The organism is Pseudomonas sp. FW305-20 (assembly GCF_058788075.1).
Genome location: NZ_JBYTAJ010000008.1, coordinates 64626 through 79575, shown reverse-complemented (window position 1 = coordinate 79575; position 14950 = coordinate 64626). Strand labels below are relative to the sequence as shown.

Annotated in this window: 11 protein-coding genes; 2 read left to right on the top strand and 9 right to left on the bottom strand. The window is 60.2% G+C overall.

The window, feature by feature from the left end; translation table 11 throughout:
- Positions 1-158: 158 nt before the first annotated feature.
- From AC3WP4_RS09340 to AC3WP4_RS09330, 3 genes are read right to left on the bottom strand one after another with little or no spacing between them, the layout of a single operon-like run.
- Positions 159-3311, bottom strand: a complete 3153-nt coding sequence (locus AC3WP4_RS09340) for a CusA/CzcA family heavy metal efflux RND transporter (protein ID WP_102615566.1) — start codon at positions 3309-3311, stop codon at positions 159-161.
- A gap of 52 nt (positions 3312-3363) precedes the next feature.
- The gene (locus AC3WP4_RS09335) at positions 3364-4548 is read right to left on the bottom strand and encodes an efflux RND transporter periplasmic adaptor subunit (protein ID WP_102615565.1); all 1185 of its coding nucleotides are present in this window, start codon (positions 4546-4548) and stop codon (positions 3364-3366) included.
- Between the two features lie 49 nt (positions 4549-4597).
- Positions 4598-5869, bottom strand: coding sequence for a TolC family protein (locus tag AC3WP4_RS09330; RefSeq protein WP_102615564.1), 1272 nt, complete (start codon positions 5867-5869; stop codon positions 4598-4600).
- 464 nt (positions 5870-6333) lie between these two features.
- Here AC3WP4_RS09330 and AC3WP4_RS09325 point away from each other — a divergent pair, with 464 nt between their 5' ends.
- Both AC3WP4_RS09325 and AC3WP4_RS09320 read left to right on the top strand, forming a co-directional pair.
- A complete protein-coding gene (locus tag AC3WP4_RS09325) occupies positions 6334-7008 on the top strand; it encodes a heavy metal response regulator transcription factor (RefSeq protein WP_074880806.1) in 675 nt (224 codons plus the stop codon).
- Positions 7005-8414, top strand: a complete 1410-nt coding sequence (locus AC3WP4_RS09320) for a heavy metal sensor histidine kinase (RefSeq protein ID WP_074878242.1) — start codon at positions 7005-7007, stop codon at positions 8412-8414. Before AC3WP4_RS09325 ends, AC3WP4_RS09320 begins: the two co-directional genes overlap by 4 nt.
- A 330-nt stretch (positions 8415-8744) precedes the next feature.
- On the opposite strand, the gene AC3WP4_RS09315 is transcribed toward AC3WP4_RS09320, so the two are convergent.
- From AC3WP4_RS09315 to AC3WP4_RS09290, 6 genes are read right to left on the bottom strand one after another with little or no spacing between them, the layout of a single operon-like run.
- Positions 8745-10487 carry an ABC transporter substrate-binding protein gene (locus AC3WP4_RS09315; RefSeq protein ID WP_076027932.1) on the bottom strand — a complete coding sequence of 581 codons (1743 nt, stop codon included), beginning with the start codon at positions 10485-10487 and terminating at the stop codon, positions 8745-8747.
- 47 nt (positions 10488-10534) lie between these two features.
- On the bottom strand, positions 10535-10807 hold the full coding sequence (locus AC3WP4_RS09310; RefSeq protein ID WP_008146061.1) for a DUF2160 domain-containing protein: 273 nt from the start codon (positions 10805-10807) through the stop codon (positions 10535-10537).
- A gap of 10 nt (positions 10808-10817) precedes the next feature.
- Positions 10818-11618, bottom strand: a complete 801-nt coding sequence (locus tag AC3WP4_RS09305; protein ID WP_017339615.1) for a carbohydrate ABC transporter permease — start codon at positions 11616-11618, stop codon at positions 10818-10820.
- A gap of 8 nt (positions 11619-11626) precedes the next feature.
- Positions 11627-12493, bottom strand: a complete 867-nt coding sequence (locus AC3WP4_RS09300; protein ID WP_074878246.1) for a carbohydrate ABC transporter permease — start codon at positions 12491-12493, stop codon at positions 11627-11629.
- 2 nt (positions 12494-12495) lie between these two features.
- Positions 12496-13587 (bottom strand): ABC transporter ATP-binding protein, encoded by a 1092-nt coding sequence (locus tag AC3WP4_RS09295; RefSeq protein ID WP_102615563.1) that lies wholly within the window; start codon positions 13585-13587, stop codon positions 12496-12498.
- Positions 13587-14681, bottom strand: a complete 1095-nt coding sequence (locus AC3WP4_RS09290) for an ABC transporter ATP-binding protein (protein WP_008146067.1) — start codon at positions 14679-14681, stop codon at positions 13587-13589. The genes AC3WP4_RS09295 and AC3WP4_RS09290 overlap by 1 nt, the downstream gene beginning before the upstream one ends.
- Positions 14682-14950 lie beyond the last annotated feature (269 nt).

Below are 14950 nucleotides of genomic sequence, written 5' to 3'. Positions count from 1 at the left end.
CCGAACCTTTCATAACGGTGGCGCACAAATTACATATCCGTCATGTGCCAAAAAAACTGTGGGAGCGAGCCTGCTCGCGAAAGCGATGGATCAATCAACATCAGTGTCGACTGACAGATTTGCTATCGCTAGCAGGCTAGCTCCCACAGGTAGATCACCTACTCTGTTGGAGCTGTGTCTTCTTCTCGGCGATGGGCGAGCTGATACAGCGCCGGCAAGATCAGCAGCGTCAGGAGGGTCGAGGACAGGATCCCGCCAATCACCACCGTCGCCAATGGTCGCTGCACTTCCGCGCCAGTACCGGTCGCCAGCGCCATCGGAATAAAGCCCAGGGACGCCACCAGCGCCGTCATCAACACCGGGCGCAGACGTGTCAGCGCACCTACATTGATCGCATCAGACAGCGAACGCCCCTCCTCCCGCAGGTTGCGGATGAACGCAATCATCACCAGCCCGTTGAGCACCGCTACCCCCGACAGCGCGATAAAGCCCACGCCTGCCGAGATCGACAGCGGAATGTCCCGCAACCACAGCGCCATGACCCCGCCGGTCAACGCAAACGGAATCCCGGTGAACACCAGCAAGCCATCCTTGAGGTTGTTGAACATCATGAACAACAACCCGAACACCAGCAGCAACGCCACCGGCACCACGATCTGCAGGCGCTTGGCCGCCGATTGCAGTTGCTCGAACTGCCCGCCCCAACTTATCCAGTAACCCGCAGGCACCTGCACCTCTCGCTCGATCACCTCGCCCGCGTCTTCGACGAACGACCCGATATCGCGCCCGCGCACGTTGGCGCTGACGATCACCAGGCGCTTGCCATTTTCGCGGCTGACCTGATTCGGCCCCAGCACCAGATCAAGGCTGGCGACTTCTTTCAAGGCAATAAAACCAATCTGATCAGCCGCGCCATTGAGCAGTGCCGGCACCGGAATCAACAGCGCCGACAGACCTTCGATGTCCTTGCGCATGGCATCGGACAACCGCACCACCATGTCGAAACGTCGGTCGCCTTCATACAACGTGCCGGCCTGACGCCCACCCACCGCGACGGCAATGGTGTCCTGCACATCGCCGACGTTGAGCCCGTAACGCGCCGCCTTGTCGCGGTCGATGTTGATGGTCAGCACCGGAAGGCCGGTGGTTTGTTCGACTTTGACTTCAGAGGCGCCATTGACCTTCTGCATGGCGGCGGCAATCTTCGCCGCGGTGGCGTTGAGCACGGCCATGTCATCGCCGAACACCTTGACCGCGACGTCGCTGCGCACGCCGGAGATCAGTTCGTTGAAGCGCAACTGAATCGGCTGCGACAGTTCGTAGTTACTGCCCGGCAACGTCGCGGCGGCCTGTTGCAGTTCCGCCATCAGGGTTTCGCGAGACTTGTCCGGGTCCGGCCATTGCTCTTTTGGCTTGAGCATCACGTAGCTGTCGGAGATGTTCGGCGGCATCGGGTCGGAGGCGATTTCCGCAGTGCCTGTGCGGGCGAACACGCGCTCGACTTCCGGTACTTTGCCCAGGATCAGGGTTTCCAGACGCTGCTGCATGTCCACCGATTGCGTGAGGCTGGTGCCCGGCACGCGCAAGGCTTGCAGGGCAAAATCGCCCTCGCTGAGGCTCGGCACGAACTCGCTGCCCATGCGGCTGGTCAGCACGCCGCTGAGCACAATCACGCCCAACGCCGCGCCCACCGCCACGGCGCGATGGTTCATCACCCACGCCAGCGCCGGCGCATACACCCGGCGCGCACCGCGCATCACCATGCCCTCTTCTTCCTTGACCTTGCCGGTGACGAACAGCGCAATCGCGGCCGGCACAAAGGTCACCGACAGCAGCATGGCGCCGAGCAAGGCGATGACCACGGTGAACGCCATCGGGTGGAACATTTTCCCTTCGACGCCGCTCAGGGCAAAGATCGGCAGGTACACGACCATGATGATCAACTGGCCGAAAATCAGCGGTCGCCGAGCCTCTTTGGCCGCCGCAAACACTTCACGCAAACGCTCGGAGCGGGTCAGCAAACGCCCGTGATGCTGCTGCGCATGGGCCAGCCGTCGCAGGGTGTTTTCGACGATCACCACCGCGCCGTCGACGATGATGCCGAAGTCGAGGGCGCCCAGGCTCATCAGGTTGGCGCTGACCCTGTTGCTGTACATACCGGTGAAGGTGAATAGCATCGACAACGGAATCACCATCGCGGTAATCAATGCCGCGCGGATGTTGCCGAGAAACAGGAACAGAATCGCGATCACCAGAATCGCGCCTTCGATCAGGTTCTTTTTCACCGTGGCAATGGCCTTGTCCACCAGGTGCGTGCGGTCGTACACCGGCACCGCGATCACGCCTTTGGGCAGCGAACGGTTGATCTGCTCCAGCTTGCTGGCGACGGCCTGGGACACGGTTCGGCTGTTTTCGCCGATCAGCATGAACACGGTGCCGAGCACCACTTCACGGCCGTTTTCCGTGGCCGCGCCGCTGCGCAGTTCGCGGCCGATGTCCACGGTGGCGACGTTCTTCACCCGGATCGGCGTGCCATCGACGTTGGCCATGACGATATTGGCAATGTCCTCGATGCTCGCCACCTGTCCCGGCGCCCGAATCAGCAACTGCTCGCCGCTGCGCTCGATGTACCCGGCGCCGACGTTGGCGTTGTTGCGCTCAAGCGCCGTGATCAGGTCGGTGAGGGTCAACTTGTAGGCTGCCAGCCGTTTCGGATCGGGGGCGATCTGGTATTCCTTGGCAAAGCCGCCGATGGTGTTGATCTCGGCCACACCAGGGACGTTGCGCAGTTGCGGCTTGATGATCCAGTCCTGAATCACCCGCAAATCCGTCGGCGTGTAGGCACTTGCATCGTCCTTGAGCGCACCTTCCCTGGCTTCCACGGTCCACAGGAAGATCTCGCCGAGGCCGGTGGAAATCGGCCCCATCACCGCGTTGGTGCCCTCGGGCAATTGCTCCTTGGCGATCTGTAACCGCTCGTTGACCAATTGCCGGGCGAAGAACAGGTCGGTGCCGTCCTTGAAAATCACCGTAACCTGCGACAGCCCCGAACGCGACAGCGAACGGGTCTGCTCCAGCGCCGGCAGACCGGCCATGGCGGTTTCAATCGGGAAGGTGATGCGCTGCTCGGTTTCCAGTGGCGAGAACCCGGCGGCGCCGGTATTGATTTGCACCTGGACGTTGGTGATGTCGGGCACGGCGTCGATCGGCAGTTTTTGATAACTGGCGATCCCGAGGCCGGCCATGAGCAGAACGGCGAGCAGCACGATGATGCGCTGCTCGATGGCAAACTGGATCAGGCGTTCGAACATGAGAACCTTCTCGTCGAGGGGGCGAATCGATGGGCGTCTTTAGGGGGAGTCTTCAATGAGAGTGCTCGGCCGAGGCCTTGCCCAGTTCCGATTTGAGAACGAAGCTGCCGGCCGCAGCGACTTGCGCACCGGCCTCCAGCCCCTGCGTAACTTCCACCTGCCCCGCTGCACGACTGCCCAGCTCCACGGCCCGCGCCTCGAAGCCGTCATCGGTGCGCACGAACACCGTGGGTTTGTCCTCGACGGTCTGGATCGCAGCTTCCGGCACCGCCACGTTGGCCTGACGGCTGTCGGTAGCGACCAGTGCGGTGACAAACAATCCGGGACGCCACGAACCTTGAGGGTTTTCCAAGGTGACGCGAACGGTGGCGGTACGGGTCTGTTCGCCGAGTAAACTGCCGACGTAAGCCACCGTGCCGGCGACTTGCGCATTGAGTTCCGGGGCGCTGACAGTGACCGCTTTGCCCACCTGCACCTTGTTCAGATCCTTGGACGAAACGCCGAAGGTCACCCACACTCGCGACAGGTCCGAGAGCGTGAACGCCGCCGTGGTTTCGTCGACCACCTCCCCTGACGTCAGATGCTTTTCCACTACCACCCCGTCGAACGGCGCGCGCAGTTCATAACGATTGCCGCCGGTGGCAACCACGCTGCCACTGAGTACGCTGATCTTTTGCCGGGCGTTGTTCACGGCGATTTCGGCTTCTTCCAGCGCCTGGCGCGCCTGCAGCAAATCCTGCTCGGCGGAAATCTTGTCCTGCCACAACTGCTTCTCGCGCTCGTAGGTGGTGCGCGCCAAGGCCAAGCGCCGTTGCGCCGCAGCCTGTTCGCTACGCTGATCGGAGATCTGCTGACTGGCGATCACCGCCAGCAGCTGGCCCTTCTTCACCCACTGCCCGAGATTGACCGACACCGACTCGACTACCCCTGGCACCCGCGGTACGACGTGGGCGGTGCGGTCTTCGTCCAGGCGCACTTCGCCGGGGAACGACAAACCGAGGCTGATGCTTTGCGCCCGCGCTTCGGTCAGTTGAATGCCCGCCGCCACGATCTGCTCGGCACTCAACGTCAGATGCCCCTCTTCACCTTCGGCTGCAACGCCTTTTTCGTCGTGGTCCGCATGCTCCGCCGCTTCATCGGCGTGGGCCTCGATGGACCCGTTGCCCGCCCACATCGAGCCAATACCAATGCCCAGCGCCAACGTTGCCACCGCGACAACGATCAGTTTTTTATCCATGGAAACTCCTCTGCGCCATGCCATCGCGCAGTGATCTGAAAGGTGAAATTCAAGGGCTGACGGCGAGTGCGCCGAGGTCGCCGAAAATGCGTTCGATGCGCACCCGCGCGTCCGTCGCCTCGGCAACGGCCTGGATGTATTGGGTGCGGGCGCTGATCAGGGTGCGCTGGGCGTCGAGCACGTCGAGGAAACCGAACTTGCCCATTTCGAAGCCGCGCGTGGCGCTGTCCACTGCACGTTGTGCGGCGGGCAGGATGGTCTGGTTGAACGCCTGGACTTCGCCGTTGGCGGTCTGCCATTGCTCAAGGGTGGTCTGGATTTCGGTGCGCAAGCGCAGCTCGGTGGCGTTGCGCAGATCCCGCGCCTGATCGGTACGGCGCGCTGCCGCCAGCACGTTGCCCTGATTGCGGTTGAACAGCGGAATCGGCATCGACAGCCCGACCACGTTGACCCGCTCGCGCTCCTGTTCGCTGTACTGACTGCCGATGCTCACGGTCAGGTCGGGAATCCGTTGCGCCTTCTCCAGTCCCAACGATGCCTCGCGCTGATCGATCTGCAACGTGGCCAGCTGCAGCTCGGCGGTCTCGTTCAGGCGCTCCAGCAAGCGGGTCGGCGGCGGCACGGCGGGCATGCTTTGCGTGGCCGTCTGCACGGTGGTCGAAGTCGGTAACGGTGCGCCCATGACCTGCGCCAGTTGCTGATAGGCGTTGGCCTGATCCCGTTCGGCGCGGCTCAGTTCCAGTCGCACTTCGGAGCGTTGCACTTGCGCCCGTGTGCCTTCGACTGGCGACGACTTGCCCGCCTCGATCCGCCCCAGCGCCACGCGCAATCCGTGCTCGGCCAGTTGCAGCGACTGGCGAGACAACTGCACGCGTTGCTGCGCAGTCTGGGCGCTGGTGAACGCCTGAACCACATCGGCGCGCAAGACATTGCGCTTGCGCTGCAGTTCGATCCCGGCGGCGTCCTGGGCGCGGCTGGCGACATCGATCCGCGCGCCGCGCTTGCCGCCCAGTTCAATCGGCTGGCTGAGCATCACTGTGGTGGTGCGCGAATCGCGGCGGGTGTCCTCGGCTTCCCACGACACTTCGGGGTTGGGGATCAGACCGGCCTGCTGGCGGTCACCCTCGGCGATGCCGATTTCCCATTGCGCCGCTGCCAGATCCGGGTTGCCGGCGAATGCGGTTTGCAGGGCCTGATCGAGGGTCAGGGTCGATGCATTGGCAAAAGGCGCGCCGGCCAGCAACAAACCGCCGCTGACCATGACCATCCACGCCGTTTTTTTCAGGCGTGACCGCGCCGTCAGTTCTCTTAAACCGGGCAATGGAATACTTCCTTTAATCAAGAATCTTCGATGCCGCCACGGTAGGGTTTTGAACTTATCGACAAGGTGACTGAAACATTACAAATCCGTTATCCACGGTTGCGCCAAGTTGTTTTGCTCTAGCATGCAAAGCGCAAATACCTAACTAGCAATACATAGAAACAAATGATGTGCCGGCATCCGTCGAACAGTACTTGTCTCAATTCACCTCTCATGAGGCAGATGGATTTTTGTTCCCGCCTGCTGCGACAGGCTGTCGCAGACTGTGGTTTTAAAGCCTCAACACCGAGTAATCGGTTGACTCTGTAGTCACTACAGCCTTTACCTTGCACGCCTGCAAACGGAGAAAGTGCTGTAGAAAAATAGTGAGTCGTTATTCAAACCCGTCCGGAAGCCCTTACAAAAACAACAACTTTCCCGGCCACCTTAATTAAATATCCATTCAATGAAAGTGGTGATTGATCATGCGAATCCTTGTCGTCGAGGACGAGCTTAAAGCTGCCGAATACTTACATCAGGGACTGACGGAAAGTGGTTATATCGTTGACCACGCCGCCAATGGCGCCGATGGATTGCATCTGGCGCAACAACAGGTTTATGACCTGATCATTCTGGATGTGAATCTGCCGGAACTGGACGGCTGGGGCGTGCTGGAACAACTGCGTCGCACTCACTCCACGCGGGTGATGATGCTCACCGCGCGCGGTCGCCTGGCTGACAAGATTCGTGGCCTCGATCTGGGCGCCGACGATTATCTGCTCAAGCCGTTCGAGTTTCCGGAATTGCTGGCACGGGTGCGCTCTCTGATGCGTCGCAGCGAGAACATCCCGGTGCCGCAGGTACTGAAAGTCGCCGACCTGGAACTCGACCCTGGCCGTCATCGTGCGTTTCGTGGCGAACAGCGTATCGACCTGACCACCAAGGAGTTCGCCCTGCTGCATCTGTTGATGCGCCAGTCCGGCGAAGTGCTGACCCGCACCCAGATCATTTCGCTGGTGTGGGACATGAACTTCGACTGCGACACCAACGTGGTCGAAGTGTCGATCAGGCGGTTGCGGGCGAAGATCGATGACCCGTTCGACAACAAGTTGATCCACACCCTGCGCGGTGTCGGCTACGTGCTGGAGTCGCGGGAATGAAGCCGGCCAGCCTGTCGATGCGGCTGGGGCTGACGGTCAGTATTCTCGGCGCGCTGCTCGTGGTGTTCCTGGCGATCCTGGCGTATTTCGCCCTGACCCATGAGCTGAACGGGTTATCCAGGGACAGTCTGGAAAAGAAGATGGAGCAGGTTGAACACAGCCTGTCGCTGTACACTGACCCCGGAGAAATCAGGGCGAAACCGCACATCCTGCTTGATCAGGTCATGGGCCATGACAACCTCACGCTAACCATTTACGACCGCAACAACCTGCGCACGCAACTGCTCAAATCCGGCACCGGCATGGCCGATCCGCGACTTGAATTGAAGGCGGTGCGGGCCGTCAGCGACGAGTTGGCCTACACCACCAACACCGACGCCAAGGGGGCGAAATTCCTCACAGCGTCCAGGCTGATCAGCCTCAAGGACGGCACCCGCGTCCCGGTGCTGTTATCGATGGACAACGCCCACGATGAGGCCTTGCTCAGCGCCTACCTGCGCTCGACCCTGATTGCCTTGCCGTTGCTGCTGATCTTTATCGGACTGAGTGCCTGGGGCGCGGTGCAGCGCGGTCTGGCGCCGATGCGTGAATTTCGCAAAGTGGCGGCGATGGTCTCGACCCAGGATCTGGATCATCGGCTGTCGGTGGTGAACATGCCCCAGGAGCTGAGCGAACTGGCGCAGGGCATCAACTTCATGCTGCATCGTCTCGACGCCGGTGTGCAGCAGCTGTCGCAGTTCTCTGATGATTTGGCGCATGAGCTACGTACGCCGATCAACAATTTGATGGGCAAGGCGCAGGTGACGTTGTCCCGCGAACGCAGCGTGAATGAGTACAAGGATGTCCTGGTTTGCTGCACTGAAGAGCTGGAGCGCGTGGCGCGGATTGTCTCGGACATGCTGTTTCTGGCACAGGTCAGTCACCCGTCGGCGCTCGCGCCGTTCGAGTCGGTTGCCCTGGAAGAAGAAGCCTGGAAAGTCGCCGAGATGTTTTCCCTGTCGGCGCAGGACAAGCAGGTCCATCTGAACGTGGTCGGCAGTGCGCAGGTGATGGGTGACCGGTTGATGATTCAACGGGCGATCTCGAATTTGCTGTCCAACGCACTACGCCACTGCCCGCCCGGGAAAACCGTAACGCTGCTGATTGAGCGCGGCGCGACCCAGGTTTCGTTGCTGGTCAGCAACCCGGGCGCTGGGATTGAGGCGCAGCATCTGCCGCACCTGTTTGATCGGTTCTACCGGGTCGACAGCAGCCGCTCGCGTTCACAGGGCAGCACCGGGTTGGGGTTGGCGATTGTGCGGTCGATCATGAGCCTGCATCAGGGTGTGGCCGAGGTGAAGAGCTTGCCGGGGGCGATGACGGTGTTTCGGTTGGGATTTCCTGCGGTTGAGCGGGTGGCGCGCTGAGGTGTCCGGCTCCCGACTTCCAATATCCGGGCCGGCCACTTCGCGGGCAAGCCCGGCTCCCACAGTGATCGGGGGTGGCCACAGAATCTGTAGACATCACTGAAACCTGCGGGAACGGGCTTGCCTGCGAAGGCGCCCGGTCAGTCAACACCTTTGTTGCCTGACATTCCGCTATCGCGAGCAGGCTCACTCCTACAGGTGTTGTGCCGGTCACAAATGCTGTGAACACCGCAGATCATTGTAGGAGTGAGCCTGCTCGCGATTGCAATGGATCAGGCGCCAAAGAAAACGGCACCTCACGGTGCCGTTTGCGTTTCACATTACAGACGCTTACTTACGCGCCGCCTCCCACGATTTCAGCAGTTCGGCATAGCTCACGGTTTCACCTTTAGGCTTCTCGTTCGCCAGTTTCGGCTTCGGTGCACCCGGTTGGTCCAACCAGTACTGCGCGTCACGTTCGGGGTTCATTTTCGGTGCGCAGGTGGCTTGCGCCTTCGAGCGTTCCAGACGGGTCAAGATCGCGTCCTGATCCTTGGCCAGACCATCCAGCGCCTGTTGCGGGGTTTTCTCGCCGCTGGCCGCTTCGGCGATGTGGCTCCACCACAGTTGTGCCAAACGCGGATAGTCCGGCACGTTGGTCCCGGTCGGGGTCCATTGCACACGGGCCGGGCTGCGATAGAACTCGACCAGACCACCGAGTTTCGGCGCCAGGTCGGTCATGGCTTGCGAGTTGATGTCCGACTCGCGGATGGGCGTCAGGCCGACGATGGTTTTCTTCAGGGATACGGTTTTCGAGGTCACGAACTGCGCGTACAGCCAGGCCGCGAGTTTTTGCTTCTCAGGCGTGGACTTGAGGAAGGTCCAGGAACCGGCGTCCTGATAACCGAGTTTCATGCCCTCTTCCCAGTACGGACCTTTCGGCGACGGTGCCATCCGCCATTTCGGCGTGCCGTCGGCGTTCATCACCGGCAAGCCCGGTTTGGTCATGTCGGCGGTAAACGCGGTGTACCAGAAGATCTGCTGCGCGATGTTGCCCTGGGACGGCACCGGACCGGATTCCGAGAAGGTCATGCCCGCCGCTTCCGGTGGCGCGTATTTCTTCAGCCAGTCGACGTATTTGGTGGTGGCATAGACCGCCGCCGGGCCGTTGGTGTCGCCGCCGCGGGTCACGCTGGAGCCCACCGGATGGCAGTCCTCGACGCGGATGCCCCACTCGTCCACCGGCAAGCCATTGGGAATGCCTTTGTCGCCAGCGCCGGCCATCGAGAACCAGGCATCGGTGAAGCGCCAGCCCAGGGACGGATCTTTCTTGCCGTAGTCCATGTGACCGTAGACGCGCTTGCCGTCGATTTCCTTGATGTCTTCACTGAAGAATTTGGCGATGTCTTCATAGGCCGACCAGTTCACCGGCACGCCCAGTTCATAACCGTATTTTTCCTTGAATTTTGCTTTCAGGTCCGCCCGCTCGAACCAGTCGGCGCGAAACCAGTAAAGGTTGGCGAACTGCTGGTCGGGTAGCTGATAGATCTTGCCGTCCGGCGCGGTGGTGAACGAGATGCCGATGAAGTCTTTGATGTCCAGGGTCGGCGAGGTGTAAGCCTTGCCTTCGTTGGCCATCAGGTCGGTGATCGATTCGGTTTTGCCGTAGCGAAAGTGCGTGCCGATCAGGTCCGAATCGTTGACCCAGCCGTCATAGATGTTCTTGTCCGATTGCATCTGGGTCTGCAGCTTTTCCACCACGTCGCCTTCTTGCAGCAAGTCGTGGGTCAGCTTGATCCCGGTGATTTCGGTAAAGGCTTTGGCCAGGGTTTTGGATTCATATTCGTGGGTCGCGATGGTTTCCGAAACCACCTTGATGCTCATCCCGCGAAACGGCTCGGACGCCTTGATGAACCACTTCAACTCTTCGAGCTGCTGTTCCGGGGTGAGGGTGGACGGTTTGAATTCGCTGCCAATCCATTTCTTGGCGGCGTCTTCATAGGCATCGGCCCAGGCTGCAGCGCTCAACCCGCTGAGTGCCAGCATGGCTGCCAATGAAACGCTATGTCGCAGCTTATTGTTTTTGTCGAACATAGAGACCTCCTTATAGGGTTTCGGAGCAACTTTGCCGAGCGATTCGACTAGCCCCAACGCATCACAGCCAACAGCCACACCAGGGACAACGCGAACGCCACCCAGATGCTCCAGTCGGTGACGCCGATTACCAGCAAATGCAGGTAGGCGCTGCCGAGAAGACCGATAAACAACCGATCGCCACGGGTGGTGGCAATCGGCAACAAACCACGGCGAAGAATGCTCGGCGAACGCAGTTCCCAGGTCGTCATGCCCACCAGGATCAAGGCAATGACGCTGAAGAATGCCGCCGTAGGGCCGGTCCAACTCATCCATTCCATCATCAGCTCCTCAGACCCGGCCCAGGGCAAAGCCCTTGGCCACGTGGTTGCGAACAAACCAGATCACCAGCATGCCTGGCAGGATAGTCAACACCCCCGCCGCCGCCAGCACGCCCCAGTCGATGCCGGACGCCGAGACCGTGCGCGTCATCACCGCCGCAATCGGTTTGGCGTTGACCGAGGTCAGCGTCCGCGCCAGCAGCAGCTCGACCCAGGAAAACATGAAGCAGAAAAACGCCGTCACACCGATCCCGGAGCCGATCAGCGGAACGAAGATCTTCACGAAGAACTTGGGAAAACTGTAGCCATCAATGTAGGCGGTTTCGTCGATTTCCTTCGGCACGCCGGACATGAAGCCCTCAAGGATCCACACCGCCAATGGCACGTTGAACAGGCAATGAGCCAACGCAACCGCGATGTGGGTGTCGAACAAACCAATCGAGGAATACAGCTGGAAGAACGGCAGCAAAAACACCGCTGGCGGCGCCATGCGATTGGTCAGGAGCCAGAAAAACAGGTGTTTGTCTCCGAGGAACCGATAGCGCGAGAACGCATACGCGGCCGGCAAGGCCACGCTCAGGGAAATCACCGTGTTCAGGCTCACGTAGTACAGCGAGTTGAGATAACCGGTGTACCAGGCCGGATCGGTGAAAATCACCTTGTAGTTGGCGAAGGTGAAATCCTGCGGAAACAACGTCAGGCCGCTGAGGATTTCGGTGTTGCTCTTGAAGGACATGTTCAGCAACCAGTAGATCGGTACCAGCAGGAACAGGATGTAAATCAGCAACGGAATGAGCTTTCTTTTACTCATGGCAGACCTCAGCGGTTGGCGTCAGAGTGAGTCATGGCCGTGTAGAACAGCCAGGACACCAACAGGATGATCAGGAAGTACACCAGCGAGAAAGCCGCCGCCGGGCCGAGGTCGAACTGCCCGATCGCCATTTGCGTCAGGGTCTGGCTCAGGAAGGTCGTGGCATTCCCCGGACCGCCACCGGTCAGCACAAACGGCTCGGTGTAGATCATGAAACTGTCCATGAACCGCAGCATCACCGCGATCAGCAATACGCTCTTGAGCTTGGGCAGCTGGATGTGTCGGAACACCGCCCAGGCCGATGCCCGATCAATCCGTGCCGCCTGGTAATACACGTCCGGAATCGCCCGCAAACCGGAGAAACACAACAGCGCCACCAACGACGTCCAGTGCCAGACGTCCATCACCAGCACCGTGACCCAGGCGTCCATGGTGTTGGCCGCATAGTTGTAGTTGATGCCCATGGCCTTGAGGCTGGCGCCGAGCAGGCCAATGTCCGCCCGACCGAAGATCTGCCAGATCGTCCCCACCACGTTCCACGGAATCAGCAACGGAATCGCCAGGATGATCAGCACCAGCGACGACCAGCGGCCCTTGGTCGGCATGGTCAGGGCGATGGCGATGCCCAGCGGGATTTCGATCAGCAGCACACAGCCGGAATAGATGAACTGACGCAGTAATGAGTCGTGCAAGCGCGGATCGAGCAGCACTTGCCTGTACCAGTCGGCGCCGACGAAGTAGCGGCTGGACTGATCGAAAATGTCCTGCACCGAGTAGTTGACCACGGTCATCATCGGGATCACCGCACTGAACGCCACCAGCAAAAACACCGGCAACACCAGCCACCAGGCCTTGTTGTTCTGCACCTTGTTCATGGCTACGTCTCCAGGAGGTATTCGTCGGCATACACCATCAACCATTGAGCCGGGAAGCTGATGTAGGCGGTTCCCTCAGGCACTGGCTTGTCTTCGGCCAGGCGCACTTTCAAAGGGGCGCCGTCGAGGTTCAGGGTCATGATCTTGTAGGTGCCAAGGTCTTCGACGTGTACGACCTGTGCCTGCATCGCCTCATCAAACGGCTCATCCCACACGTGCACGAACTCCGGACGGATACCGACCTTCAGGGTTTTCCACTCGGACTCGGCGACGCGTTTCTGCTGAGCATCGGAAAGCGGCAAATGCGTCGAGGCGAAACCGACACCGCCAGGCTGCGGCTGAACCTCGATCAGGTTCATCCCCGGACTGCCGATGAAATAGCCGACAAAGGTGTGGCTCGGCCGCTCGAACAGTTCTCGCGGCGTACCGAATTGCACAATCTGCCCGCCGTACATCACCGCGATCTTGTCAGCGAAGGTCGAGGCTTCGAGCTGATCGTGGGTGACGTAGACCATGGTGATGTTGAACTGCTCGTGGATCTGCTTGAGCTTGCGCCGCAGCTTCCACTTCAGGTGCGGGTCGATCACGGTCAGCGGTTCATCGAACAGAATCGCCGACACGTCATCGCGCACCAGCCCTCGGCCCATGGAGACTTTCTGCTTTTCATCGGCGGTGAGGTTGCGCGCCTTCTTGCCCAGCAACGCCTGGAGGTCCAGGACTTCAGCGATTTCCTGCACCTTGCTGTGAATTTTCGCCTCGGCCATGCCCTGATTACGCAGGGGGAAGGCCAGGTTATCGAACACGGTCATGGTGTCGTAGACCACCGGGAACTGGAAAACCTGGGCGATGTTGCGCTTCTCGGGGGTCAGGTCGTTGACCACTTTGCTGTCGAACAGCACCTGGCCCTGGGACGGACTGAGCAATCCGGAAATGATGTTGAGCAAGGTCGATTTACCGCAGCCCGAAGGCCCGAGCAGTGCGTAAGCCCCCCCCTGCTCCCAGACGTGGTCCATCTCGCGAATCGCGTAATCCTCGGGGCCGGTCGGCGTGCGGCTGTAACTGTGGGCAAGGTGCTGCAAACGAATCTCGGCCATCAGGCAACCCTCGCGATACGGCGACCGGGCGCCTGGACCAGCCGCCCCTGCGTATCGAAGACAAACAGTTTATGGGTCGGGATATAGATCCGAATCGGCGCATCGACGTCGTATTCGTGGACGCCGGGCAAGTGCAGCACCAGCAGGAAATGTTCGTTGCGCACGTGCAGGAAAGTTTCCGACCCGCTGATCTCGGCCACCTCAACGGTCACCGCCAGTTCCAGGTCATCGTCGTTGCTTGGTACCAGCGAAATATGGCTGGGCCGTACGCCAAAGCGGAACTCGCCCTCGCCCACTGGCCGCAGATCGACGTTGAGCGGGAAGTGCACGAAATTGGCGAAGCTGACTTCGTTGCCGGCGATACGCCCCGGCATCAGGTTGATCGGCGGCTCGGAGAACAGCTCCGCCGCCAGCACGGTTTGCGGCTGGTGATAAACCTCGGAAGACTTGCCGCTTTGAATCACCCGGCCTTCATGAAGAATGGTGGTGGTGCCGCCCAGCGCCAGGGCTTCGTTGGGTTCGGTGGTGGCGTAGATGGCGATGGTGTGGTGAGCCTTGAACAGCTCGCGCATTTCCTGACGCAATTCTTCGCGCAGTTTGTAGTCGAGGTTCACCAGCGGCTCATCGAACAGGATCAGCTCGGCATCCTTGACCAGCGCCCGGGCCATTGCCGTGCGCTGTTGCTGACCGCCGGAGAGTTCAAGCGGATGGCGCTGGAGGAATTTCTCGATGCGCAACATCTTTGCGGTTTCCAGCACTTTGCTCTGGATCAGCTCATTGGAAACGCCGCCCTGGCGCAAGGGCGAGGCGATGTTCTCGAACACCGTCATGGTTGGGTAGTTGATGAACTGCTGATAAACCATCGACACGTTGCGCAATCGCACCGGGCGCTGGGTAACGTCGACGCCGTTCATCAGGATGCGCCCGCTGTCGGGCTTGTCCAGACCGGCCATCAGGCGCATGAGACTGGTTTTGCCGGACAGCGTGCGCCCGAGCAAAACGTTGAAGGATCCGGCTTCGAAACTAAGGCACGCATCGTCGATCCAGGTCTGGCCCTCGACGGTGCGGCTGACGTGCTCCAGGGTTAATGACATGGCTCGGCCTTTTTATTATTGGAGTCAAGCGACCTGAGCAACAGAGCGACATTCGTGCCAGAAACTGCAAGCCGTTGATCCGGCTTGGGAATCCTGAAAATGGAAGAAAAACCGGGTTCGTTGCTGAACAGAAATGAACAACCGCGACTGAACAATTGAACAATCCGGCGGTTGACAATGAACAATAGTGAACAACACTCTACGGATGCTTTTACTGCGGGAAATTCTGAATCGCACACGCCCTTGTAGCAGGGATCGCGTTACTCATA

Bases quoted from the DNA above. Each gene is read 5' to 3' on its own strand.
- AC3WP4_RS09300 (WP_074878246.1), bottom strand. From the start codon at position 12,493: ATGAACAAGGTGCAGAACAACAAGGCCTGGTGGCTGGTGTTGCCGGTG.
- AC3WP4_RS09325 (WP_074880806.1), top strand. From the start codon at position 6,334: ATGCGAATCCTTGTCGTCGAGGACGAGCTTAAAGCTGCCGAATACTTA.
- AC3WP4_RS09290 (WP_008146067.1), bottom strand. From the start codon at position 14,681: ATGTCATTAACCCTGGAGCACGTCAGCCGCACCGTCGAGGGCCAGACC.
- AC3WP4_RS09335 (WP_102615565.1), bottom strand. From the start codon at position 4,548: ATGGATAAAAAACTGATCGTTGTCGCGGTGGCAACGTTGGCGCTGGGC.
- AC3WP4_RS09315 (WP_076027932.1), bottom strand. From the start codon at position 10,487: ATGTTCGACAAAAACAATAAGCTGCGACATAGCGTTTCATTGGCAGCC.
- AC3WP4_RS09320 (WP_074878242.1), top strand. From the start codon at position 7,005: ATGAAGCCGGCCAGCCTGTCGATGCGGCTGGGGCTGACGGTCAGTATT.
- AC3WP4_RS09340 (WP_102615566.1), bottom strand. From the start codon at position 3,311: ATGTTCGAACGCCTGATCCAGTTTGCCATCGAGCAGCGCATCATCGTG.
- AC3WP4_RS09295 (WP_102615563.1), bottom strand. From the start codon at position 13,587: ATGGCCGAGATTCGTTTGCAGCACCTTGCCCACAGTTACAGCCGCACG.
- AC3WP4_RS09310 (WP_008146061.1), bottom strand. From the start codon at position 10,807: ATGGAATGGATGAGTTGGACCGGCCCTACGGCGGCATTCTTCAGCGTC.
- AC3WP4_RS09305 (WP_017339615.1), bottom strand. From the start codon at position 11,618: ATGAGTAAAAGAAAGCTCATTCCGTTGCTGATTTACATCCTGTTCCTG.